A 23,851-nucleotide genomic window follows, 5' to 3' on the forward strand; every position below is an offset into this window, starting at 1 on the left:
AGAAATAAAAGGAAAACAGAATGGCACGCATTATCGTTGTAACGTCAGGTAAAGGCGGGGTAGGCAAAACGACCTCCAGTGCAGCTATTGCCTCGGGTCTGGCTTTGAAAGGAAAGAAAACCGCAGTTATCGACTTTGATATCGGTCTGCGTAACCTAGATTTAATCATGGGTTGTGAGCGTCGTGTTGTGTACGACTTCGTTAACGTTATCAATGGTGAAGCGACGCTGAACCAAGCGATGATCAAAGACAAGCGCACAGAGAACCTGTTCATTCTTCCTGCTTCTCAAACTCGTGATAAAGACGCACTAACAAAAGATGGTGTTCGTCGTGTATTTGATGAACTGGATGAAATGGGCTTTGATTTCATCATCTGTGATTCTCCTGCGGGTATCGAACAAGGCGCTCTGATGGCGTTGTACTTCGCTGATGAAGCGATTGTAACCACGAACCCAGAAGTCTCTTCAGTACGCGATTCAGACCGTATTCTAGGTATTCTTGACTCTAAATCTCGTCGTTCAGAAGACGGCTTAGAGCCAGTGAAAACACACCTTCTACTGACTCGCTACAACCCAGCACGTGTTACTCAAGGTGAGATGCTCAGTGTTGAAGACGTTGAAGAAATCCTGCACATCTCTCTACTGGGTGTGATTCCAGAGAGCCAAGCGGTACTCAATGCATCGAACAAGGGTGTTCCCGTTATCTTTGACGAAGCAACCGACGCAGGTATGGCTTACAATGATACTGTAGAGCGACTACTGGGTAGCCAAGTTGACTTCCGCTTCTTAACGGAACAGAAGAAAGGCATCTTCAAACGACTGTTCGGGGGCTAATGCACAATGTCATTATTAGAGTTTTTTAGACCACAGAAAAAGACAACCGCAAACCTAGCCAAAGAACGTTTGCAGATCATTGTTGCCGAACGACGCAGCCATGACGACCCAGCGCCGTCTTACCTGCCGCAACTAAAAGAAGACATCTTGAAGTGTATTGCCAAGTACGTTGAGGTCGATCCATCAATGGTTGATCTGACTTTTGAACACAAAGATGACGACATCTCAGTGTTAGAGTTGAATGTTAAGCTTCCAGAAGAAGATCGATAATCTTTCTGAACAAGATTGGCAGGTAATACACTTGCTTGTATTGATTGAATAAAAAAGAGAGCCTAGGCTCTCTTTTTTGTATGTGCAGTTTATAACTGTAACTAAGTTAGGCTTTAAGGCAGCAAGCGGTTATTTGATCGCTTTACTCAGCTTTTCGCCAACCGCATCTAAACGCCAGCCTTGCATAACATCAGGCAGCTTTTCTGGGTTACGATCGTGCTTCCACACCCAGCTTAACATTTGGTTAAGTTGCTTCTTCGATGCCAAGAATTCCGTCGCCAAACCACTGTGTTGTGATGCTGTTTTCACTTCATCTTTCAGCACTTTGAACAGTTGCTTGTAGCCAGGGAAGTCCATTAGACGTTCTACTGGTGCTGGGTACTCTTCTTCTGGTGTATGTTCCGCTAACTTTACGATTGAGCTGATCTTCGCACCATGGCGACGCACAGAGCGGTAATCAAAACCCTCTTGCTCCATGTGCTTGGGATCTTTCATCGCAAAACGCGCCACAGCCCATAGGTCTTGTTCTTTGAAGACAAAGTTCAGCGCTAAATCGCGCTTGATTGCTTCTTTTAGACGCCAAGTTGCTAGAGGTCGTAAGATCGCTAATTGCTTAGGTTTAAGCTGCCACGCCCCTTTAATATCAAGGTAGGCTGTATCTGGGTTTACTTTACGAATGCGCTTGGCAACTTGTAAATCAGACTCTTGCTGAGCCGCTTCCCACCAGCCAGCTTCCATCACTTTTTCTAGAAGCTTGTTGTACATTGGCATTAGGTAATGCACGTCTGCCGCTGCGTAGTCCAATTGCTTTTGAGAAAGCGGACGCGCTAGCCAGTCTGTGCGAGATTCACTCTTATCGAGATCGACACCGACAAACTCTGAAACCAGAGCAGCAAAGCCCGTTGATAAACCATGACCTAAGAAAGCCGCCATGATCTGTGTATCAACCATTGGTGTTGGTGTACAGCCAAATGCGTTCTGGAACACTTCCAAATCTTCACCGCACGCGTGCAGCACTTTCAATACTGATGCGTCTTTCAACAAGGTAACGAACGGTGTCATGTCATCAAGAGCAATAGGGTCAATCAGTGACAGCGTTTCACCATCAAATAACTGAATCAAGCCTAATTGAGGGTAATAGGTTCTAGTACGAACGAACTCCGTATCAAGCATAACGACATCGGCTTCACGTGCTTGTTGGCAAACTCGCTCAAGGTCTTTCAATTGGGTAATGATTTGATAATCCACAAAAACTCTCACAGGTTTCTATTTGATCGCCGGATACAAAAATGCCGACATTAACTGTCGGCATTCTAACACCATTTTTCAGCGCTCGCTTAGATTAAGCGCCTCAATGGTTTTGGTGCAGTACTTTCGCGCAAACGGGCTAATTATTCGCTAGCGCGTTTCGCAAGTTCTGCATCGTTTTCTTCACGCAGTACGCGGCGTAAGATCTTACCTACGTTAGTCTTTGGAAGATCATCTCTGAACTCGACTAATTTAGGGATTTTGTAACCCGTTAAGTGCTCACGACAGTGCGCGATAATGTCTTCTTTGGTCAGGCTAGGGTCACGCTTCACAACGTAGATCTTAACCAATTCACCAGACACTTCATGAGGTTGACCGATAGCTGCTACTTCAAGCACTTTACCATGCAGAGCCACAACGTCTTCAATCTCGTTCGGGTAGACGTTGAAGCCTGATACAAGAATCATGTCCTTCTTACGGTCAACGATGTACAACAAGCCTTCGTCATCAAACTTAACGATGTCACCTGTCGATAACCAACCGTCTTGATCGATCACTTCTTTGGTCGCTTCAGGGCGCTGCCAGTAACCTTGCATCACTTGAGGGCCACGAACTTGTAGCTCGCCTACTTGGTCATTAGCAATAACCTTACCTTCATCATCAACAATACGAACTTCTGTCGATGGTACTGGTAGGCCGATAGCACCTGTGTAGTCTTTCAGGTCGTATGGGTTACCCGTTACCAGTGGTGAACACTCAGTTAAGCCATAGCCTTCCAATAGGTGAATGCCTGTCGCTTTCTTCCATTGCTCAGCAACAGCGCGTTGAACCGCCATGCCGCCGCCAACAGATAGGCGTAGGTTACTGAAATCCAACTCGTGGAAATCTTCGTTATTAACTAGCGCATTAAACAAGGTGTTTACGCCGGTAATTGCGGTAAACGGAACCTTTTGCAGCTCTTTAATAAAGCCAGGAATGTCACGAGGGTTAGTAATTAGAAGGTTACGACCACCCATCTCAACAAACAGTAAGCAGTTCACCGTCAGTGCAAATACGTGGTAAAGCGGTAATGCCGTTACAACCAACTCGCGGCCTTCTTGCAGAACAGGACCGTAAGCCCCTTTCGCTTGAAGTACGTTCGCAATCATATTGCGGTGCGTTAGGATTGCGCCCTTCGCTACACCTGTTGTACCACCAGTGTACTGTAGGAACGCGATGTCATCACCCGCCATGAACGGTTTCACATATTGAAGACGACGACCTTTGTGCAGCGCTTTTCTGAATGAGATAGCACCCGGCAGATCATACTTAGGCACCATGCCTTTTACGTATTTCACTACAAAGTCGACAATTGTCCCTTTCGCGCGTGGCAGCATTTGCCCTAGGCTAGTTAGAACAACGTGTTTAACCGGCGTGTTATCAACGACTTTCTCTAGCGTGCTCGCAAAGTTAGATACGATAACAATCGCCTTTGCACCAGAATCGTTCAGTTGATGTTCAAGCTCACGAGGTGTGTACAGTGGGTTGACGTTCACTGCAATCATACCTGCACGCAATACACCAAATAGTGCAATTGGGTATTGCAGTAGGTTTGGCATCATTAGCGCAACGCGATCGCCCTTCTTCAGTTTCAAGTCATTCTGTAGGTAAGCGGCAAAAGCACGGCTGCGCTCTTCAAGCTTACGGAATGTCATAATCGAGCCCATGTTCTCGAATGCAGGTTGGTCCGCGTACTTCTGTACCGACTGTTCAAACATTTCTACAAGAGATGGGTACTGATCTGGGTTGATCGTTTCTGGTACGTCACTTGGATAACGTGAAAGCCAAGGTTTGTCCACTATGTTACTCCTCGTTTATCAGCTGACGACTGCTTCGCCGCTTTTTATCATTGCGGTATTACAGCACAGCTTTAGTGCATGAGCACTAAAAGGCTCAAACACTTGTTTAAATTTTGTTAACTACACCAAGAATTAGCTCTGAAACTAGCTCCGGGCTCTCTAAATGGCAATGATGTCCGCCAGGAACAGTCTCTATATTCAGAGAACTATGGGCTGATTTGTAGCGATTATGCTGCAAATGTCGGAATCCATCATTTCCTAAAACTATTAATTGAGGGCATTCAATAGCCGCCATGATCGCTTCAGCGTGCGCCTGTGACATTCGATATAACGAGTCACATTTTAGGTTAGGGTCGCATCGCCATTGCCAAGAGTTATCTAACTCGACAATTCCTCGCTCGACAATAGGAGCAATTAATTCAGCATTGATTTGATTGGCGTGAGCTCTCAGCTTAATAGCATCCTCAAGGCTTGCCAGAGGACGTGAAGGCTTTCTTCGCTGTCGAAGACGACTGAGTACCCCATCTCTCAAGCGAGAAACCGTTTCTTGGGGAGCTTCTGAAAGAGGTCCGTGACCTTCAATTTGAATTAATCCTGACACCTTTTCAGGAAAGGCGGCACTATAGCAACTTGCGATCAATGCACCAAGTGAATGTCCTACCAGTACCAGTCTGTTTGGCGATAATTTAGTCACCAACTGATGCAAGTCATCAATATAATCATGAAATGGGTAGTAACTTCCCGATTTGTGCGACGAGAAGCCGTGTCCGAAGAGATCGATAGCAACAAGGTGAGCATTGGGCGCAAACTTGGCGACTTGCTGCATAACCTGATTAAAGCTGGACGAATTATCCAACCACCCATGAATAAAAACGACCGTCGTTGCGGTCGTTTGTGGGTTGCCAATCTGTTGTGTTGCAAGCGTCCCGCTCGCGAGGGAGTATGACTTTTCAATCATCAAACATGTAGTTCCATCTGTTTGCGTAATCAACATCGGATAAAGTTAATTACTCTACGTCTTGTATCACTCGACCTTGTCTTGGCATCGTTTGAAAACTGCGGCAATGTAAACTTCTGCACGAGTAGTAGGTTGGTGCAAAATCGTTAACAACAACGCGCTCAGTAATGTTCCACAGGCGTTGGTTATCTACTTTCATTACAGGGAAGGTGTAAGGGTATTCCCCTATTTTTCCATCTTCACTTCCAATTGACTGACCAACCAAAGTAATCAGACGACCTTCTGCAAAGCTTAGAGGCTCAACGTACCCTTCAATATAACCAACAAAACGTCCGCTTGGCTCTGCGTCTAGATCTGGCTTACCGCTACTCGAAATCGGCATATTAGCGACTTCGATTCGAGTCTTATCTTTCAAGTTGGTCACTTTAGAGATAACGCCACCTAATCGAACACTTTGCGCATCCGGTAGTTGGTCGACCCACTGTTGGTAATCGCTAATTACAGGCTCTGATTTTGCTTCAAGCTCGCTAGGAAGTGATGAACACCCGGCAAGTACCAAGACACCAAGAGAAAAGGCTATTAAGCGTAATTTAGAGAGATAATTTGACATGGTTCTGGTCCTTAAACAGGCATTAATAAGAAGCTCTAGATGTAGATATCGACACCGATAAGCTTTGCAAGTTCTTCTTTCTTCGCCTGATTCATTACATCCATATACTCTTCCATAGCCTTACGTCCTCGGCCTTCTGGAAGATCATACTGGATTTGAGCCTTGTGTAGCTCAGACTCTTTAACTTGACGAATAGAGTGAGAAACAGCATTAGCGACCTTAGTCGGTTGCCCAACCGCAGTGCTAGCATCAGATTTTTTTGCCTGCTCCTTCTTTTTAATTCGATTCGGCTTAGACGTGCTGCCTATCGAAGAAGGAGGTAAGTTGTTAATTGATACCATGACTAAATATCCGTCCTCTCAAATCTAAATAATACGCATTTAGACCTAATTTGCATCAGAACCTTGTAAAAATTATTCGCGACCTGGCAGTTTCTTCCAAGTCACTTTGTCACGAAGATAAACTGGCTCAGATTCTTCTGCTGCAACCGCTTTACCTTCTGCGTAAGCAAATTGAGCAAGGAACGCCATATCTTGAGCTTCTGGGAATAGCACTTCACACGCTTTGGTGTTGATCGCAAGTGTATCCATATGCTCGGCATAAGCTTCCCAGCCGGTACCGACTTTCGCCCATATTTCAGAATCTGCTTCTAACTGCGCAGCCAGTTCACTTGGTGGCGTTACACATTCGGCATCAACCGCAGTCCAACGACCATCTTGTTCGCGGCTGTAACGAGCCCAGTACACTTCGCTCATACGCGCATCAATCGCTGTTGCTACATGAGTTTCACCAAATTTACGGTAGCTGCCTTGCGCCATCGCTGCCAATGTAGAGACACCAATCATTGGTAAATCCGCACCAAAAGCCAAGCCCTGAGCAATACCAATACCAATACGCACACCCGTGAAACTGCCTGGGCCTTGGCCAAACGCGATAGCATCGATATCGGTTAAAGCGACATTCGCTTCTTTCAGTACTTCATCCACCATAGGTAGAATTTTCTTCGTATGGTCTCGAGGAGCCTCTTCGCTACGTGCGAACACCTGGTCACCAATTACTAATGCAACTGAACAGTTTTCAGTTGCGGTATCTACTGCAAGAATTTTCGCGCTCATTTGTGTCTCAAATATTCGTTATCTAATCTAAAAATAATGGCTAAACTCAACAATGCCAATTACTCAGCAGCGGTTGAATGGTCTTTAGCTAAGAATTCTTTAATGACCCCTAAGTCACGTGTACGAGGGATAGGCGGTAAACTCGCCAAAAATATGCCACCGTAATCGCGAGTCACCAATCGGTTATCGCAAATAATCAAAGCACCATTATCGCGCTTGTCACGTATCAATCGGCCGACACCTTGTTTCAAGGTAATCACAGCGTCTGGCAACTGTACTTGTGCAAAAGGATCACCCCCTTTTAGCTTACAGTCCTCGATTCGAGCCTTAAGTAAAGGGTCATCAGGGGCTGTAAAGGGCAATTTATCGATGATAACACAGCTTAATGCGTCGCCCCTAACATCTATCCCCTCCCAGAAAGCACCTGTAGCCACCAGCAATGCGTTACCTAATTCCATGAATTCGGCTAAGGTTTTTTGCTTACTTGTCTCACCTTGCAATAGAACGGGAACCGAGAGGGTTTCACGGAATCGCTCCCCCAACTCTTTCATCATGCTGTGTGAAGTACACAAGAAGAAACAGCGGCCTTGGTTTTGCTCAATCACAGGAGTCAGCATTCTTACTAGCTTATCCGCGAGACCGGGGCTATTCGGTTCTGGAAGATAACGAGGTACACACAAGCGCGCCTGATTTGGATAGTCAAACGGGCTTGGCAGTGAAAACTGTGCCGACGGTTTTAACCCTAATCGAGAAGTAAAGTGGTCAAAATCGTCCGATACCGCCAAGGTTGCAGAGGTAAATACCCAAGCGCCCGGTTTAAGCTCAATCTGCTCGTGGAATTTATCGGCGACGGAAAGCGGTGTTATGTGTAAGGCAAAGTGGCGCGGTGTAGTGTCATACCAATACGAATAGCCAGTGATCGACACATCGCACACACGTTCGATACGCGACTTAATCATATTTGCGCGTTCGAAAGCGGTATCTAACAGCTGGCTTCGCCCAAGTGCTAACTTCAATACATCAACAGCAAGTTGCAGAGCATCTTGCAAACGAACTAACTCGCGTGCAATCGACTCGGATTTCAAAGCTTCGCGCCAGTTACCACGAAAGCCGGTATCACCAAGCACAATACGCAGATCGGCTGACGATTGAACGAGCCTATCCCCTACTTTCTGTAGCTGACGCATGTCTTTGGCTTCAGTTCGGTAAGCAATTTCAATGTCTTTGGCTAACTCTTGGATCTGTCGACTGGAAACCGATTGTCCGAAGTACTGGCTGGCGATGTCAGGAAGTTGATGTGCTTCATCGAAAATAAACACGTCAGCTTCAGGTATCAATTCGCCAAATCCGGTTTCTTTGATCGCCAAATCAGCTAGGAAAAGGTGGTGGTTTACGACCACCACATCGGAATCCATCGCTTTTTTACGCGCTTTAAGCACAAAGCAATCGGTATAGCTTGGGCACTCTTTACCCAAGCAATTATCATTGGTCGAGGTAATGGTTGGAATAACCGGGCTGTCTTCAGCGATATCATCACAATCGCCTAAATCACCCGTTTGAGTGGATGACGACCAACTACGAACTTTGACTAACTGAGCCAGCAGCGTTGGATCGGTATGAGCACCATGACTCTCGATCATTTGGCGGCTGAGTCTGTCCAAACACAAATAGTTTGAACGTCCTTTGAGCAACGCAACTTGACCATAAAAGCCAAGCGCATCGACCATCAAGGGTAAATCTCGGTGAAACAGCTGTTCTTGAAGGTTTTTAGACCCCGTACTAATGATGGTTTTCTTGCCACTAAGCAGCGCAGGCACTAGGTAAGCAAACGTCTTACCAGTACCTGTTCCAGCCTCAACAACCAACTGGCTTTGATTTTCAATAGCTTGTGAAACCGCTTCAGCCATGTCTAACTGAGCTTGTCTTGGTTGAAACCCAGGGATAGCTTTGCCCAGAGCGCCATCAGCAGAAAACGTTTTAGATATCATAGAGTACGAAGTTTAGAAAAAGAGAAGGAGAATTATGGCAGGTTTAGTGAGCCGGCGCGAATCAAGAATGACTTCGCACCGGAGGTGTTTGGTTTGGCTTGACGTGGCTTAAGTTACCTTGAAGGTAAGAATTGAAGAAATAGGAATTAGAGAATCGTTTTTATTTTCGACTGAGATAACGTGATAGCCAAGGAGCACCTTCAAAATGGTTATCACCAGGCTGTATGGCTTTCGCTGCATCGGTTGGTGAGGTCTTACTTTCCCACATTTCATCTAGAACATGACCATCTAATTCGGTACCTCTCGCCAATGAATTCACTCGCTTGCAGTACAGTTTTTTGGCTAGTAACTCTTTATCCATACGTATCACCTCTATTTTTGGCCAAGGCGTAAATGCCTCGGTTGAAGTTCAAATGCGTACTACGGTCAAAACTTTTAAAAATGAAGCTTCTGCCTGTTTTTCTATCTAAAAACTGATATTTCTATATCAAACAATTTATCAAAGCGATAAATCAGCAGCAGAATTTGTTGAAACCAACTTGATAATAGATTAATTATAACGGTGATATTGCGGCTCAGTTCACCGTTCGACGGCCTGCATTAAATTTGAAGAATCCCGATTTCATATAATAAGTGCAACATTTCATGGAAGTAAGATGCAAATGGAAAGAAAAACTTTACTAACACATTGTACTGATGCCCCAGGCCTCATCTCGAAGATCACCAACATTTGTTACAAACACCAACTCAATATTGTGCACAACAATGAGTTCGTAGATAACACAAGTGGCCACTTCTTTATGCGCACCGAGCTTGAAGGGTATTTCAATGACGAAACCTTACTTGCCGATTTAGATCAAGCCCTGCCACCAAATACGAAACGTAAGCTTGTTGATTCGTCTCGCAAGCGTGTTGTGATACTCGTGACCAAGGAAGCACACTGCCTTGGCGACATTCTAATGAAGAACTTCGATGGCAGCTTAGACGTTGAAATTGCCGCCGTTGTCGGTAACTACGACATTCTACAAAGCCTAACCGAGCGTTTTGACATCCCTTACCACCATGTTTCTCACGAAGGGCTAAACCGTGAAGAACATGAGAAGAAGATGCTAGAAGTGATTGACCAGTACGAGGCGGATTACCTTGTTTTGGCTAAGTACATGCGAGTGCTGACACCAGGTTTTGTTGAAAAATACAACCACAAGATCATCAATATCCACCACAGCTTCTTGCCAGCATTTATTGGCGCGAAGCCATACCAACAAGCGTATGAGCGCGGCGTGAAGATCATTGGCGCAACGGCACACTTTGTGACGAATGATTTGGATGAAGGTCCAATCATCAAGCAAGATGTTATCCCTGTGGATCACAACTTCAGCGCGAAAGACATGGCACAAGCCGGTCGTGACGTAGAGAAGAATGTATTAAGTAAGGCGTTAAACAAGGTGATCAATGATCATGTGTTTGTTTACGGCAACAAGACTGTAATTCTGTAAATCGGATATTCGATTTCCGGTAAGACTTCCAGTTAGAACCCAATAAAAAACGCGCAATAGGGAAAGCCCATCGCGCGTTTTTTGTATCTGATGATCAGACTCGCTTTGAGAGATTCCCGACTACGCTCCTTCGTCGCTATCGGGAATGACGAACTCGGTGATGAACCTTCGAGCTATAGGCTCTAACATACGCTCTCGAACGCTCAGTCTGTCACTATCCAAAGATAGACTCTGGAAAATTTCATCGAACACCCCGTCATTCCGACGAGCCAAGGCGAGATCAGGAATCTCTTTCCTAGCAACTCTCTATTCAAATTAAGCCTGTTCTGATTCCACAATCTTCTTCAAAGAGTGTGGATGCAGCTTGATGCAAATCCCTTGATGTTTAAAAGCCACTGTTGGGTTATTCAAGCGTTCACCCTCGCCTTTCGGGCTAGAGAGTTTGATCTTAACGCCTTGCTCACCCAGCGTTTCAAAGTTAGCAGCGAACTGCGGGTAAGTTTCTTTAAGATCCGCTAGATACTCATCAGCTGTTTGGGCATGAGAAGGAATCACAAACTCTACATGTTCCCAATCTTGGCTTGGGTAAATCTTACCTTCTGCTGGATATGGCAGCTCCAAACATTCAATTTTCCAGCCAAGGCTTTGCAAGGGTTCATCGAAAGCCAACACCACAATTGGACGACCATTAATCATCGCCTCAGAAATCATAGAGCCGTACTCAGACCACGCTTGATGGGCAGATTTCGCTAGCTCAGTGTCATTGATTCGCAGCGCAATATGATCCGCTTGAGCAAAGCTTAAATCCAAACCTAATGTATTTCCTAGGCTCTCGATTTTTGCCATAAAAGTATCAAGGCGGGCGATCATTTGTTGTGGTTCTAGTTCAGCTTGCTTCAGGCTCATCATCATTGTCTGTGTTCTCCAAATAATGGCTGCATGTTATCAGTTTTGCCTTTTGCAACAAGCGTTGCTTTTACAAAAAACACTCAATAACTATGTTCTTTTCGCTCCTTAAACATGCAAACGCGTCTTGCTAAAAGTCGATTGTCAAAAACCACTCAGGAAATGTTAATTTTCTATCAATTCGACCTATAAGAAACCGCACAAAATTGGTATGATTACCGCCATTTCTGTGAACTTAAACAGAGTCTGCTGCTGATTTTGGCATTAAATCGTTAACTAGAAGCATAATTAACCAATTTAATGACCAAGAATTAACGGCCACTCTTATCATCCTTGAATTGAAGGAAACGCGTGTGAATATCCAAGCACTTATTAATGACAAAGTATCTCAGGCTCTAGAAGCCGCTGGCGCACCTGCAGGCTCTCCTGCTGCTGTTCGTCAATCTGCGAAACCACAGTTTGGTGACTACCAAGCAAACGGCGTTATGGGCGTTGCTAAACGACTAGGCACTAACCCACGAGAATTTGCTCAAAAAGTATTGGACGTTCTAAACCTAGACGGTATCGCGTCTAAAGTTGAAATCGCAGGTCCGGGTTTCCTAAACATCTTCCTAGATGAAGCTTTCCTAGCCAAACAAGCAGACGCAGCATTGGCTGACTCTCGCCTTGGTGTTGCCGTTGCTGAAACGCAAACTATTGTTGCGGATTACTCTGCGCCAAACGTTGCTAAAGAAATGCACGTTGGTCACCTACGTTCAACTATCATCGGTGATGCAGTAGTTCGTACTCTAGAATTTCTAGGCCACAACGTTATCCGTGCTAACCACATCGGTGACTGGGGTACTCAATTTGGTATGCTTATCGCAAACCTTGAGCGCGTTCAGGCTGAGTCTGGTGAAGTTTCAATGGAACTTGCTGACCTTGAAGGCTTCTACCGTGAATCTAAAAAGCTCTACGATGAAGACGAAGAGTTCGCAGTTAAAGCACGTGGCTACGTTGTTAAACTGCAAAGCGGCGACGAGTTCTGCGCAGAGATGTGGAAGAAGCTTGTTGACGTAACAATGATTCAAAACCAACGCAACTACGATCGTCTAAACGTGTCTCTAACACGTGATGACGTAATGGGCGAAAGCATGTACAACCACATGCTTCCAACTATTGTTGCTGACCTAAAAGAGCAAGGTCTTGCTAAAGAAGATGACGGCGCACAAGTTGTATTCCTAGACGAATACAAAAACAAAGATGGTGACCCAATGGGCGTTATCATCCAGAAACGCGACGGCGGCTTCCTTTACACAACAACCGACATTGCTTGTGCAAAATACCGTTTTGAAGAACTAGGCGCAGACCGCGTTCTTTACTTCATCGACTCACGTCAACACCAGCACCTAATGCAAGCTTGGACTATCGTTCGTAAAGCAGGTTACATCCCAGAATCTGTTTCTCTTGAGCACCACGCATTCGGCATGATGCTAGGTAAAGACGGTAAACCATTCAAGACTCGTGCAGGCGGTACTGTTCGTCTTGCTGATCTTCTTGATGAAGCCGAAGTTCGTGCAGCGCAGCTAATCGAATCTAAGAACCCAGAACTAGCAGAAGACGAGAAGAAAGCGATCGCGAACACTGTTGCTATGGCAGCGGTTAAGTACGCAGACCTTTCTAAGCACCGCACTACTGACTACGTGTTCGATTGGGACAACATGCTTGCATTCGAAGGCAACACAGCACCATACATGCAGTACGCATACACTCGTGTTGCTTCTGTATTTGCTAAAGCTGGCATTTCTATGGACTCTCTTGAAGGTGAAATCAAAATCACTGAAGAGAAAGAGAAAGCACTTATCGCGAAACTTCTACAGTTTGAAGAAGCAGTTCAGTCTGTTGCTCGTGAAGGTCAACCACACATCATGTGTAGCTACCTGTTCGAACTAGCTGGTCAATTCTCTAGCTTCTACGAAGCGTGCCCTATCCTAGTTGCTGAAGACGAAGCTGTTAAGCAGAGCCGTCTGAAGCTTGCTGCACTAACAGCGAAGACGATCAAGCAAGGTCTATCGCTTCTAGGTATCGACACTCTAGAGCGCATGTAAGCGATTCGAGAAAATTAGAAAGGTTGACGTGAAAGCGTCAACCTTTTTTTGTCTGGAGGTTTGTTTACTCGATTATTTAAGCGATTAGCTAACCTACACAGCAAGAGATCTCCTATTACGCTCATTCGTCACTCTAGGAGATGACGAGAATAGGTGTAGTGAATCCAAGACAACATCAATGATGCGCCATCAAACCACACCAAATCGTTATCCCTCTTCTCGCCATCATTCCCTACAGTGAGGGACGAACGTGATAGGGAATCTGCTTATTGAGAACGTAAGCCCTAGCCACATTCAAACTCCGACCTTATACTCATGTAAAACAATTAATTGGAAAGATCATGAGCTTCGAACTTCACCCGCAACTTGCGAAAGACACCACACTTATCGGCGAATTTCCACTGAGCTTAGCCCTGCTACACAAAGATAACGCAGTGCCTTGGGTTATCTTGGTACCAAAACGTGCCAACCTAAAAGAGTTGCACCACTTACCAATGAAAGAGCAACAGCAGTTCCTACATGAATCTCAGGCGGTAAGCCAAGCATTAGAAGCAACGTTCCAACCAGACAAATTGAACCTTGGTGCGCTGGGTAATATGGTGCCACAACTGCACATCCACCATATTGCACGCTTCAAAGACGACATTGCTTGGCCCGGCCCAGTATGGGGTAATACAAAAGGCGAACAGCGCAGTGAAGAAGATCAAGCCGCTATCCTGACTCGTATCCAAAACGTTCTGTCACTGAGCTCTATCTTCAAGAAAGCATAATTCGAGTTCATCTCATTGAGCTTTAAAGCAAAACACTTCAGAAAAGACACATAACAAAAAGCCGCTCATCTTAGATAAGCGGCTTTGTCATTTTCTAATCTCGCCTTTTTCAACGAGACTCTGAAGACCGAACTACATCATCACGTTAAGCGACAAACCATCTTGTTTGCTGATGGTGTAGCGAATACGCGTTGTATGACCATGCTTATTCGTATCGACCAAGCGAGAAACTTTCCCTTTCTTGACCCAAACACTCAGCATCGCATCGACGCCATCTTCACTCATGCCAAACTTTGCAGCGAGCTCTTTACGAGCCGCAACGCCGTGGCTATCAATGTATTGATGAAGTTCAGTTAAAATCATACTACTTGCACCTCTAGTGCTTTCTGCTTACTGCCCACTTTCTTGAAGACGCGATACGTCACCACAAAACCACCAGCAATCGCCACCATCCATACTGCACTTGTCACAGGATGCGCAGCAAAGTTTGCCGCTTGGTAGTAGAAAGTCGCACCAAAGTAACCAAGAGCCATCGTCCAAACCGCGATGAAGCGTGCAAACGTCTGACCAAATTCACGAACATAAGCACCCATCGCGGCCACACAAGGCGTGTAAAGCAGGATAAGAATCAAGTAAGCGAATGCCGCATGACCAGATACAAACTTGTCTTTCAAGTTACCAAAGATAGAGGTATCGACTTCTTGGTCTGCTGCTACAGAATTAGAGTCAGACAAGTCGCCAACTTCAATACCTAATGGATCTGAGTAGCTCAATCCGGCTAGGTTTTCAGGGATCGTCATTACCGCTTCTTGCAGGCTTGCTGCTAAGTCAAACTCAGCTGCTTCTTCATCAGAAGGCGTTGTATATAGGCTATTTAATGTACCAACAACGGCTTCTTTAGCGAAAATACCTGTGATGATACCAACCGTTGCAGGCCAGTTCTCTTCAGTAATACCAATTGGTTGGAATACAGGTGTTACAACTTGAGCTGCTCTAGACAGTACTGAGTTTTCGCTATCTTCGTTACCAAAGCTGCCGTCCATACCTAGAGAGTTTAGGAAGCTAAGAATAGCCACAACCATCACGATTGTTTTACCTGCACCAAGTACGAAACGCTTCAGCTTCTGCCAAGTTCTCAACATTACGTTTTGCACTGTCGGCAATTCGTAATCTGGCATTTCCATCACTAAGCTATCACTGCTACCTGGGTAGATCGTGTTTTTCAGGAACAAACCCGTAAATACAGAAGCAACGATACCCATGATGTACAGAGCGAATACTACGTTTTGTCCTGCACCTGGGAAGAACGCCGCCGCGAACAGTGCGTATACCGGTAAACGAGCACCACATGACATAAACGGCGCCATTGATGCTGCTAGTTTACGTTCGCGCTCTTGGTCAAGAGTACGAGTTGCCATGATTGAAGGCACGTTACAACCAAAGCCCAGTACAAGTGGGACAAATGCTTTACCCGGTAAACCAATCTTCTGCATCACTTTATCAAGTACAAATGCAGCACGAGCCATGTAGCCTGAGCTTTCTAGTACCGCTAAGAATAGGTAAAGCGCTGCGATAACAGGAATAAAGGTCGCAACCGTTTGGATACCGCCGCCAATACCATCAGCAAGTACAGTGACTAACCAAACTGGTAAATGGCCATCTAATAAGTGGTGTCCACCATCAACTAATATTGCTCCAACACCAATATCGAAGAAGTCGATAAACGCACTACCGATATTGATAGAGAACATGAACATTAGGTACATGATAACGAAGAAGAAAGGAATACCGACCCATTTGTTCAAAATGAATTGGTCTGCTTTCTCTGTAAAGTTACGGCTTAGTTTGCCTTCGCTGCGACGAACACGTTTACAAAGGTCATGTAAGAAAGTGTATTTAGCGTCAGCAACAGCAAGGTCAATATCGAAATCGGCACCAAGACGCACGCTATCAATTTGAGTGCGAGTTTGTGGGGCTAAACCATTCAATACCAAGTAATCATTTTCTAAAGCACGAATCGCTAGCGCTCGGTGAGATACGTCAGCATCATCAAATTGTGACTCAACAGAAGGGATAAGAGCTTCTAACGCGGCATCGTAATCAATAGAGATAGGGTCAAGGCTCACACCTTGAACAAGCAGTTTATGCAGACGCTCTTTAAAGCGAACCACTTGACCTTTATCGTTTGCAGACAAGCTTAGAACTGGGCAACCTAGCTCTTTCTCTAGTGCTTTAAGGTTAATCACCTGACGTTCGCGCTTTAATACATCCATTTTGTTCAACACAACGATCATTGGGCGACCCAACTCACGCAGCTGTAATGTCATATATAAGCTTCGTTCTAGACAGTTAGCGTCGACAACATTGATGATCACATCTGCTGGGTGAGTTAAAACAGCGCGAGACGCGATAGACTCATCGATGCTGTTCGCATCATTACCACTGTCTAGTGCGTAGATACCCGGTAAATCCGTTAGTTGAAACTGATCACCAGCGTGCGAGTATAAACCCGTCTTCTTTTCAACAGTGACACCAACCCAGTTACCAACGTGCTGCTTAGCACCAGTCAGTGCGTTGAACAGTGTTGTTTTACCACTATTCGGGTTACCAACGGTAAGAACTTGATAATCCATTTAGATAACCTCGATTTGTTCTGCAATGCTTTCACGAATGGCGATAGAAACACCTCTCACTTCAACTTGAAGCGGATCACCCATAGGTGCACGGCGGATAAGCATCACCTCGGTTTTTGGCAACATACCCATGACCATAAGTTTCTTCCTTACGTCTGGTGTTAAACCTGTTAGTGCAACAATAGAAGCCGCCTTTCCTTGCTCTAGTTGTGAGAGTTTCATAAGTACCCAATTCGTGACTGATAATGAGAAAGATTGTTATTAACGCCATGATACACATACATGCCCACAATTCTATTGTGTGAAATCAATGTTTTCGAAAATACATACTCGTAAGTTTCGTTAAAAACGTTTACGTCAAAAACGTTACTTTCAACAACTAGCGAGAACTACCTCACTAGTACAAACCCTCCCAAACAAAAACAAATCATTAATTATCAACCACTTGAGACAATGTCGGTTTTCTCATAGGTATCTGTCGTTAATTTTATAAGTAAAATAAGTAGCTGGACGTATAGTTACTCCATCGAAGAGAAACTACTTCTCTTTAATTTTATTCCAGAGGTGATATGGCTTTGCTATATCACTCCGGCAGCAAGCGAAGGTGTCATTGGCACCCGTGGTATAGTCCCCCCGGCTATGCCACGATATTTTTTTCTTCCCTTTGTATTATCCCAACAACCTTTTTAAACTCCCCATTTATCTCGTATCTCTTATCTCTTATCTCTTATCTCGTAGAAGCATAAAAAAGCCTCAACACGAATGTCGAGGCTAAAGTATCTTATCTATGTTCTAGCAGACTATCCTCTGCGAACTACTCTTCGTTGTTTTCAGCAAACTTAGATGGTGACATACCAAAGTGGTGCTTAAACCTTTGACTGAAATAGGAAGGGTCATTGAAGCCCGAATCAAACGCCACATCAGAGATCTTCTCTCCAGCGAGTAAGCGCTCACACGCATGCTCTAGACGTACTTCATTCAAGTGCTCTTTGAAGGTCTTGTTGTAAGCCGATTTAAAGCGTCTCTGTAAGCTTCTCTCAGACATAAACAAATACTTAGCGGCAGTTGCAGTACTGAACTCGGCATCAGCGTAGTTTTCACTCACAAGCTGCGACACTCTGTTCTTCCACTCTTGTTCCGCTGTCAGTTTTTGTTGCTCTGGTGTTGAGGCGGCAAGCTTAATGGTTTCAATCTGTTCAATTGTGCTGGCTTCAAGATTGTCGAGTACTTGATACTCAATTGGCCACGAAAGCTGAACCTTATTTTGAGACTCCGAAACAAAGGCATTAAGCTCACCACCGCTCTGATTCATCAATAGCGGCAGCTTTTCGATGTTAAGGTCGGTCGACTTTCCGGTATTGTCACCCATGCTTGATGCCAGTTTAGGGAAAGGCATCCCATGATCTCGAATGGTCACAACAAGATGCTCCTTAACCTCTTCAACCAGAACCACCATACTCTGCGACTTAAAGTTTCTCTTGATGATGCTCGCAACCAAGCTATTGAAGATAATATCGAGATTAAAATACAGCAACGAGACATATCGTTGTTTTGTTTCGACTTTAATATCCAGTTCAATACCGGCTTTGGTTAAGTCATCCTGCCAAGCTTTGAGTACCACCTCTAAGATTAAAATTATATCGTAACAAACTTGCCCTTCTCCTTGAGGCGTATTACTCAATTGAGCTAAGCCATTTTTCAAGGTTAGAATCGGCGACTTCCCGAGCTCGTCATTCCAATTCGGGAGCATCGCAGCAATATGATTCACTTCAGAAGAGAGTTCATTGGCAGTGTGAGACACAAGCGCATTCTTCACGGATAGCTGCTTTTTAAGCTGTTGATTAGTGGCGAGTAATATCCGGCTTTGGTGCCTCAATTGGTCTGTCTTCAGTGCAACTTGCGCTTTTAAGTGCCGGTTGGCAAAAGTGACATAACGCGAACGCCAAAAGACTAAGATAGTCACAACGCCAATCAGTAATATCAGAGAGCTTGCTGCAGCCCAATTGGTCAGATACCAAGGCTCCGCAATCGAGAAGCTTTGATTGGTTGACACAAAGCGATAATGGGAGTCTTTAACCGGCTTCACTTCAAGTGTGTAATCCCCTGGAAGAAGATGATCGAGCGTTAACAAGCCCCCTTCAAACTCACTCCAAGGTTCATCGTCGCTCAGTCGGTATTCCATCGCAGGTGCGAACGTTGCTGGTAAGATACCTAGCTTAAACCCCATCGATGAACCATAAGGAATCTCATCCAGCTCTGCCGTTTTCCCGCCAAGTGATACCGTTTGTTGGTCGACACTTATCTTACTCAACAAGGCACGGCTATGAGGTGTAGTTGATACCAGTAACTCGTTAGATAACGCGCTGACTACACCATACTTTGAGCCGAAAACAAGCCTCGAAGGTTGGCTATCTTGACTGTAAAAAAGAGCACACGCTCCTGCCGCCAGTTCATTGGTGATCAAACCAAATGGCGAACCTATGTGTTTATGCAGTTGCCCATCCAATCCGTAATAACTGATGCCTTTCGAAGAGCCTAACCAAACACCATTGTCATCGCTTATCAGGCAGTTGGGGCTAATATTGTCTTCAACAAGAGTGATTTCTTGAATAATAGAGCTGTCATCCGGGATTCGATACACGCCATAACTGCTCGCAAACCACTGCGCTCCATCCTTCGCTTTTTCAATATCGACGACTTTGCCAAACCGTTCGCTGGAACGACTAAAGCTAATTCGTTTATCAATGAACGAGTAGAAGCCATGATCCGTTCCTATATAGATGCGACCTAGCAAGCCTACATTGAGAGCGGTGATCTTCGCAGGCAAGAACTTGTCGACTAACCAGTCAGTGCCATAACTCGTCAGTTTCATGGTTTCGATAGATAACGAATAGAGGTTTTGCCCAGAGGTCATCCAAAGAACGTTATCGGCTTGAAGCGCAAGGTTTTCAACACGCACTCCCTCAATTGGCCTTGGTAAATCAAGGGCTTCGGGTTGTAGTGTTTCCGTATTTAGACTGATGATACCTTGTTCGGTCGCCAACCAAATGGAAGAGCCAAAGATCTCAAAATCATTAACAGGGTTAGAGTAAACACGAATTGGGTTCTCTTCACTTTCAGAATCAACCAAGTAGAGCCCCATTGAAGACGCGACCCAAGATAACTGGTCACTGACAGGCAGTACTTTATTGATCACCACACTACTCGAATGCATGCCCATTCCAGTTAGGGGTGTTCTCGAGAAGGTTTTGCTGAACAGTGAGAAGTATCGGATACCGTTGTTTGTCGCAACCCACATACCACCAGCATGATCGTTTATCAACGAATATATTTTCTCACCCGGTAACGAGAAGTCTTGACTAGCGGCTTGTTCGAATCGAGTAATTTGTCCCGTAATAAAGTTGTAGCTAATAAGGCCGTGCTCTGTACCAATCCAATACTGGTCCGAAGTTTCGGCCAACGAGAGAACATGCGACCCTTTAACGATGGTCTCTTTGTCTGGGTTCGCGAGATCAACAATCACAGCACCATTTAAAGTACCGATCACTAACTCACGTCGAGCATTCGAAAAATAAACCGTCTCAATATGGTTTTTGTCTGATGCGGTGACATGGGTAAACTCTTGATTCTCTGAAAGGTAAACGCCAGAACTGGTCGCTAGCACCCACTTTGATAGTACCCACTCAGCGTCGTTAATCGCAATGTCACTGCTGTTATTGTATCGGTACAGTTTAAGTAGAGAGTAGGTGTTGAATTCTAAAGATTGAGTGTTGTAGGTATAGAAATTACTGCCGTCAGTAACCCAAATATAATCGCCTGATGCACCGATATTCGCTATTTCAGCGCCGGGACTTAGGCTAAACGCCAATTCGTTGCCAATTCCAGGGTTATGTCGATAGACCTCATTGTCGAAAAATGTCCAAAACTCATCGTTCAGAAAGGCGACTCTTTCCGAAGAAAATTGCAGTAAGCTTCCCTTGCGAGGGAATAGAGTTCGACCATCGTAAAAGAGTACTTTTCCATGCACATCATGAACCCAGAGCCCACCTCCGGCACCTAAATACAAGTTTTTAGCCGCAAGGAAATTCCCTTGCGCTTGAGCGGGCAAAGGATAGAAAACGGAGGGCGAGGTATTTACCGCTAGAACGCTAAATGAAATGCTCATTAACATGAACATTTTGAAGATAATTCGATACAACTCTTAATCCTGAACAGCAACAACACATGAAATTTTGGGTACCACAACGTCTTATCGTTGCTAAACCAAAAACTGAGTTTTTTTGTGCTTATTATTATCTTTCCATTTTAGCGGAAATTAGAAAAGGAGAAAGGAGGTTTGTTATTTGTTAGGAGGTTTTATCTTAGCGGTCACGAAAATGCCGCAAAAAGCGGCATGATTCATAAATTAACGAGAGCAAAGTAGAGTAAAGAATACTCGTTTATGACTTACTTCTCGTCTAAGCAACTTGTATAGCTATCTGTAAGTTGCTGAAGAAAATCGAAATAGCTTCCACTCTTCACTTCAACTGTTGAACCGATAGGGTCAAGCTGACCTTGTTTTGCGTTACTTCCGCGCGTCACTGATTCAATCACAGCAGGAGTGAATTGAGGCTCAGAAAACACACATTGAACGTTTTCACGTACTATCGTTTTCTTAATAGCGATCAGGCTTTTTGCACCCGGCTTACGCTCTGGGCTCACCGTAAAGTGACCTAAGTTATTTAGCTCAAACTCTTGCTCAAAGTAACCATACGCGTCATGAAAAACGTAGTAACCTTTGTCTTTCACGGGTGCAAGTTGCTCTCGAATAGACTGTTGCTTCTCTTTCAATGCAATCAGGAATGAATCGAGATTCTCTTGGTACGCCATTGCGTTGTCTGGATCAGATTCAATCAACTTAGCTGAGATGTATTTTGCAGCTACTTCAACTTGCTCGATACCTAACCAAAAATGCGGGTCATGGCTACCGTGGTGGTGCCCTTCATGTGCATCGTGGTCATGCTCTTCGTGTCCGAACTCTCGCAAGTTGATTCCGGGAATATCACTGATCTTGATAACATTTTCTTTTGAACCAATCACCTTAGTCAGAAAGGCTTCTAGGTCAGGGCCGAACCAGATGACCATATCGGCACTATGAACTTTTTTGACATCCGATGGCTTAAGCGCATAATCATGCGGCGAAGCATTGCTGTTCATCAACACATCCGGCTCACTAACGCCTTGCGTTAATTCTGTCACAATCATTTGAATTGGTTTAAAGCTTGTTAGAATAGTATTGGCACTTGCGACACTTGGCGCTAAAAGCAAAGTAGCAAGTATAAAAGATGAACGTGACATAATCCCTCGATAATAGAAAAGTAGCTTAGGCTTGAGGTAAATGTTACATTATAACATTAGCGAATTGCAAATGAGTTCTATTCATGGATAACTTAATCCAACTAGATTCTGTGAGCGTCGAATTTGACGGTCGAAAAGTTCTAGACAACATCTCTCTAAATTTAGAGCGCGGCAGAATCACCACCCTGATTGGGCCAAACGGTGCAGGAAAGTCGACATTAGTAAAAGTGGTACTGGGTTTACAGACCAAATTTTCAGGCACAATAACAAAAGCTAAAAAACTGAAAATTGGCTATGTACCACAAAAATTAAAGCTCAATGATTCCCTACCGCTCAACGTAGAGCGTTTTCTAAAACTCACTGGCAATTTCAGTCAGCAAGAGATCCTTGAAGCATTGAAGCTTGTTGGTGCTGAACATCTGCAGAAGAGTAACATGCACCAGCTATCTGGCGGAGAAAACCAACGTGTGCTCATTGCTCGTTCATTGCTAAGAAGACCAGATCTACTGGTTCTCGATGAACCGGCTCAAGGCGTCGACGTTCAAGGGCAAATAGACCTGTATGACTTGATTGACACCATTCGCCACCGCTTTGGTTGTGCCGTATTTATGGTTTCACACGATCTGCATTTAGTGATGGCAAAAACAGATGATGTTATCTGTTTACACCACCACATCTGTTGCTCAGGCGCACCTGCAGACATCAAACACCATCCTTCGTATATTGCGCTCTTTGGCACCGCGACCCAAGAGACGCTAGCGTTTTATCATCACCAACACGAACATCACCATCATGATCTCGCAGGCCAGCCTGTCGAAGGCGACGTGCATGAATGTTCAAACCATAAACACGGACACCACTAATGCTTGAGTTTCTTCTTCCCTCTATTTTGGCGGGTTTGGGTATTGCACTAATTGCAGGCCCACTAGGTTCATTCGTGGTGTGGCGTAAGATGGCTTACTTTGGTGACACGCTTGCTCACGCTTCTTTGATGGGCTTAGCACTTGGCTTTCTGTTCAACATTAACTTGTATTTCGCGCTGCTGATTTGTTGTTTGATGCTGGCCGTGTTGCTAGTGACTTTACAAAAACAAAAGCTGGTCGCGACCGATACCCTACTCGGTATTTTGGCGCACAGTGCGCTATCACTTGGTTTGGTTGCTGTCAGTTTCTTAGATAACGTTCGTGTTGACCTAATGAGCTACCTATTTGGTGACTTGCTGGCAGTATCTCCAACGGATTTAGTGTTCATCTATGCGGGTGCTGCTGTGATTGGATTAGTACTTGCTATCTTTTGGCGACCACTACTATCAACGACGGTTAACGAAGATCTCGCGGCGGTTGATGGCATCAACATTGATTTAATGCGTCTGATTCTGATGCTATTGGTCGGTATCGTGATTGCTGTCGGTATGAAGTTTGTTGGTGCGTTAATCATGACATCGCTACTGATTATTCCTGCAGCAACGGCAAGGAAGTTCTCGAGCACACCTGAGCAGATGGCCTTCCTTGCATCAATTATTGGCTCTATCGCTGTATTCGGTGGATTAAGCTTGTCTTGGTTCTATGATACGCCTGCTGGCCCGTCTGTGGTTATCAGTGCGGCAGCAATGTTTATGCTATCTCAAATGGTTAGAAGTCGAGCTTAGCACTTAGCAGTACGATCTCGTATCTCGAAAACATAAAAAAAGGCTTGGTCAGTGACCAAGCCTTTTTAATATCGTTTCAATTAACTTCTATCTCAATCGATAAAAGCCAGCTGA

Annotated in this window: 21 protein-coding genes; 7 read left to right on the forward strand and 14 right to left on the reverse strand. The window is 44.8% G+C overall.

What is annotated here, in order from left to right:
• Positions 1-20 precede the first annotated feature (20 nt).
• A complete protein-coding gene (gene minD, locus AB4507_RS05755; protein ID WP_009848498.1) occupies positions 21-833 on the forward strand; it encodes a septum site-determining protein MinD in 813 nt (270 codons plus the stop codon).
• Positions 834-839: 6 nt separating this feature from the next.
• Positions 840-1,103, forward strand: a complete 264-nt coding sequence (gene minE, locus AB4507_RS05760; protein WP_010436847.1) for a cell division topological specificity factor MinE — start codon at positions 840-842, stop codon at positions 1,101-1,103.
• A 129-nt stretch (positions 1,104-1,232) separates the two neighbouring features.
• Here the strand turns inward: minE and rnd are convergent, their stop codons facing one another.
• From rnd to AB4507_RS05800, 8 genes are all read right to left on the reverse strand, one after another.
• The gene (rnd, locus tag AB4507_RS05765; protein WP_372182359.1) at positions 1,233-2,351 is read right to left on the reverse strand and encodes a ribonuclease D; all 1,119 of its coding nucleotides are present in this window, start codon (positions 2,349-2,351) and stop codon (positions 1,233-1,235) included.
• Positions 2,352-2,494: 143 nt separating this feature from the next.
• Positions 2,495-4,189, reverse strand: a complete 1,695-nt coding sequence (gene fadD, locus AB4507_RS05770) for a long-chain-fatty-acid--CoA ligase FadD (RefSeq protein ID WP_017062375.1) — start codon at positions 4,187-4,189, stop codon at positions 2,495-2,497.
• A 106-nt stretch (positions 4,190-4,295) separates the two neighbouring features.
• On the reverse strand, positions 4,296-5,147 hold the full coding sequence (locus AB4507_RS05775; protein WP_065583833.1) for an alpha/beta fold hydrolase: 852 nt from the start codon (positions 5,145-5,147) through the stop codon (positions 4,296-4,298).
• Positions 5,148-5,196: 49 nt separating this feature from the next.
• Positions 5,197-5,757 carry a Slp family lipoprotein gene (locus AB4507_RS05780; RefSeq protein WP_017062377.1) on the reverse strand — a complete coding sequence of 187 codons (561 nt, stop codon included), beginning with the start codon at positions 5,755-5,757 and terminating at the stop codon, positions 5,197-5,199.
• 35 nt (positions 5,758-5,792) lie between these two features.
• A complete protein-coding gene (locus AB4507_RS05785) occupies positions 5,793-6,098 on the reverse strand; it encodes a hypothetical protein (RefSeq protein WP_017062378.1) in 306 nt (101 codons plus the stop codon).
• Positions 6,099-6,170: 72 nt separating this feature from the next.
• Positions 6,171-6,872: a tRNA (adenosine(37)-N6)-threonylcarbamoyltransferase complex dimerization subunit type 1 TsaB gene (gene tsaB, locus AB4507_RS05790; RefSeq protein ID WP_017062379.1), complete on the reverse strand. Its 702-nt coding sequence runs from the start codon at positions 6,870-6,872 to the stop codon at positions 6,171-6,173.
• 59 nt (positions 6,873-6,931) lie between these two features.
• On the reverse strand, positions 6,932-8,860 hold the full coding sequence (locus AB4507_RS05795) for an ATP-dependent DNA helicase (RefSeq protein ID WP_372132009.1): 1,929 nt from the start codon (positions 8,858-8,860) through the stop codon (positions 6,932-6,934).
• A 160-nt stretch (positions 8,861-9,020) separates the two neighbouring features.
• Positions 9,021-9,221: a hypothetical protein gene (locus AB4507_RS05800; RefSeq protein ID WP_017062381.1), complete on the reverse strand. Its 201-nt coding sequence runs from the start codon at positions 9,219-9,221 to the stop codon at positions 9,021-9,023.
• A 301-nt stretch (positions 9,222-9,522) separates the two neighbouring features.
• On the opposite strand from AB4507_RS05800, the gene purU reads away from it, so the two are divergent.
• Complete coding sequence (gene purU, locus AB4507_RS05805) at positions 9,523-10,356, forward strand: formyltetrahydrofolate deformylase (RefSeq protein WP_136978848.1); 834 nt, start codon at positions 9,523-9,525, stop codon at positions 10,354-10,356.
• 315 nt (positions 10,357-10,671) lie between these two features.
• Here the strand turns inward: purU and AB4507_RS05810 are convergent, their stop codons facing one another.
• Complete coding sequence (locus AB4507_RS05810) at positions 10,672-11,268, reverse strand: VOC family protein (protein WP_017070298.1); 597 nt, start codon at positions 11,266-11,268, stop codon at positions 10,672-10,674.
• Between the two features lie 347 nt (positions 11,269-11,615).
• On the opposite strand from AB4507_RS05810, the gene argS reads away from it, so the two are divergent.
• Together argS and AB4507_RS05820 are read left to right on the forward strand one after the other, a co-directional pair.
• A complete protein-coding gene (argS, locus tag AB4507_RS05815; RefSeq protein ID WP_017067376.1) occupies positions 11,616-13,349 on the forward strand; it encodes an arginine--tRNA ligase in 1,734 nt (577 codons plus the stop codon).
• Positions 13,350-13,690: 341 nt separating this feature from the next.
• Positions 13,691-14,119, forward strand: a complete 429-nt coding sequence (locus tag AB4507_RS05820) for an HIT domain-containing protein (protein WP_017061937.1) — start codon at positions 13,691-13,693, stop codon at positions 14,117-14,119.
• A gap of 132 nt (positions 14,120-14,251) precedes the next feature.
• Here the strand turns inward: AB4507_RS05820 and AB4507_RS05825 are convergent, their stop codons facing one another.
• The 5 genes from AB4507_RS05825 to znuA form a co-directional block, all read right to left on the reverse strand.
• A complete protein-coding gene (locus AB4507_RS05825) occupies positions 14,252-14,482 on the reverse strand; it encodes a FeoC-like transcriptional regulator (RefSeq protein ID WP_017061938.1) in 231 nt (76 codons plus the stop codon).
• Complete coding sequence (gene feoB / locus AB4507_RS05830) at positions 14,479-16,752, reverse strand: Fe(2+) transporter permease subunit FeoB (RefSeq protein WP_372182360.1); 2,274 nt, start codon at positions 16,750-16,752, stop codon at positions 14,479-14,481. The genes AB4507_RS05825 and feoB overlap by 4 nt, the downstream gene beginning before the upstream one ends.
• The gene (locus AB4507_RS05835; protein ID WP_372182361.1) at positions 16,753-16,974 is read right to left on the reverse strand and encodes a ferrous iron transport protein A; all 222 of its coding nucleotides are present in this window, start codon (positions 16,972-16,974) and stop codon (positions 16,753-16,755) included. It lies immediately after the preceding gene.
• Positions 16,975-17,566: 592 nt separating this feature from the next.
• On the reverse strand, positions 17,567-20,929 hold the full coding sequence (locus tag AB4507_RS05840; RefSeq protein ID WP_372132077.1) for a helix-turn-helix domain-containing protein: 3,363 nt from the start codon (positions 20,927-20,929) through the stop codon (positions 17,567-17,569).
• 269 nt (positions 20,930-21,198) lie between these two features.
• Positions 21,199-22,089: a zinc ABC transporter substrate-binding protein ZnuA gene (znuA, locus tag AB4507_RS05845; RefSeq protein WP_017067380.1), complete on the reverse strand. Its 891-nt coding sequence runs from the start codon at positions 22,087-22,089 to the stop codon at positions 21,199-21,201.
• Between the two features lie 83 nt (positions 22,090-22,172).
• Here znuA and znuC point away from each other — a divergent pair, with 83 nt between their 5' ends.
• Both znuC and znuB read left to right on the forward strand, forming a co-directional pair.
• Positions 22,173-22,952: a zinc ABC transporter ATP-binding protein ZnuC gene (znuC, locus tag AB4507_RS05850; protein ID WP_017061943.1), complete on the forward strand. Its 780-nt coding sequence runs from the start codon at positions 22,173-22,175 to the stop codon at positions 22,950-22,952.
• On the forward strand, positions 22,952-23,737 hold the full coding sequence (znuB, locus tag AB4507_RS05855; RefSeq protein ID WP_017061944.1) for a zinc ABC transporter permease subunit ZnuB: 786 nt from the start codon (positions 22,952-22,954) through the stop codon (positions 23,735-23,737). Before znuC ends, znuB begins: the two co-directional genes overlap by 1 nt.
• The last annotated feature ends 114 nt before the right edge of the window (positions 23,738-23,851 follow it).

The sequence above is a fragment of the Vibrio sp. 10N.222.54.A3 genome, assembly GCF_041474095.1.
In the GTDB taxonomy this organism is placed as follows: Bacteria; Pseudomonadota; Gammaproteobacteria; order Enterobacterales; family Vibrionaceae; genus Vibrio; species Vibrio crassostreae_C.

What these genes read in the sequence shown, in the direction of transcription:
- minD (WP_009848498.1), top strand. Translation starts at nt 21, where the DNA reads ATGGCACGCATTATCGTTGTAACGTCAGGTAAAGGCGGGGTAGGCAAA.
- minE (WP_010436847.1), top strand. Translation starts at nt 840, where the DNA reads ATGTCATTATTAGAGTTTTTTAGACCACAGAAAAAGACAACCGCAAAC.
- AB4507_RS05775 (WP_065583833.1), bottom strand. Translation starts at nt 5,147, where the DNA reads ATGATTGAAAAGTCATACTCCCTCGCGAGCGGGACGCTTGCAACACAA.
- AB4507_RS05780 (WP_017062377.1), bottom strand. Translation starts at nt 5,757, where the DNA reads ATGTCAAATTATCTCTCTAAATTACGCTTAATAGCCTTTTCTCTTGGT.
- AB4507_RS05785 (WP_017062378.1), bottom strand. Translation starts at nt 6,098, where the DNA reads ATGGTATCAATTAACAACTTACCTCCTTCTTCGATAGGCAGCACGTCT.
- tsaB (WP_017062379.1), bottom strand. Translation starts at nt 6,872, where the DNA reads ATGAGCGCGAAAATTCTTGCAGTAGATACCGCAACTGAAAACTGTTCA.
- AB4507_RS05795 (WP_372132009.1), bottom strand. Translation starts at nt 8,860, where the DNA reads ATGATATCTAAAACGTTTTCTGCTGATGGCGCTCTGGGCAAAGCTATC.
- AB4507_RS05800 (WP_017062381.1), bottom strand. Translation starts at nt 9,221, where the DNA reads ATGGATAAAGAGTTACTAGCCAAAAAACTGTACTGCAAGCGAGTGAAT.
- purU (WP_136978848.1), top strand. Translation starts at nt 9,523, where the DNA reads ATGGAAAGAAAAACTTTACTAACACATTGTACTGATGCCCCAGGCCTC.
- AB4507_RS05810 (WP_017070298.1), bottom strand. Translation starts at nt 11,268, where the DNA reads ATGATGATGAGCCTGAAGCAAGCTGAACTAGAACCACAACAAATGATC.
- AB4507_RS05820 (WP_017061937.1), top strand. Translation starts at nt 13,691, where the DNA reads ATGAGCTTCGAACTTCACCCGCAACTTGCGAAAGACACCACACTTATC.
- AB4507_RS05825 (WP_017061938.1), bottom strand. Translation starts at nt 14,482, where the DNA reads ATGATTTTAACTGAACTTCATCAATACATTGATAGCCACGGCGTTGCG.
- feoB (WP_372182360.1), bottom strand. Translation starts at nt 16,752, where the DNA reads ATGGATTATCAAGTTCTTACCGTTGGTAACCCGAATAGTGGTAAAACA.
- AB4507_RS05835 (WP_372182361.1), bottom strand. Translation starts at nt 16,974, where the DNA reads ATGAAACTCTCACAACTAGAGCAAGGAAAGGCGGCTTCTATTGTTGCA.
- AB4507_RS05840 (WP_372132077.1), bottom strand. Translation starts at nt 20,929, where the DNA reads ATGTTCATGTTAATGAGCATTTCATTTAGCGTTCTAGCGGTAAATACC.
- znuA (WP_017067380.1), bottom strand. Translation starts at nt 22,089, where the DNA reads ATGTCACGTTCATCTTTTATACTTGCTACTTTGCTTTTAGCGCCAAGT.
- znuC (WP_017061943.1), top strand. Translation starts at nt 22,173, where the DNA reads ATGGATAACTTAATCCAACTAGATTCTGTGAGCGTCGAATTTGACGGT.
- znuB (WP_017061944.1), top strand. Translation starts at nt 22,952, where the DNA reads ATGCTTGAGTTTCTTCTTCCCTCTATTTTGGCGGGTTTGGGTATTGCA.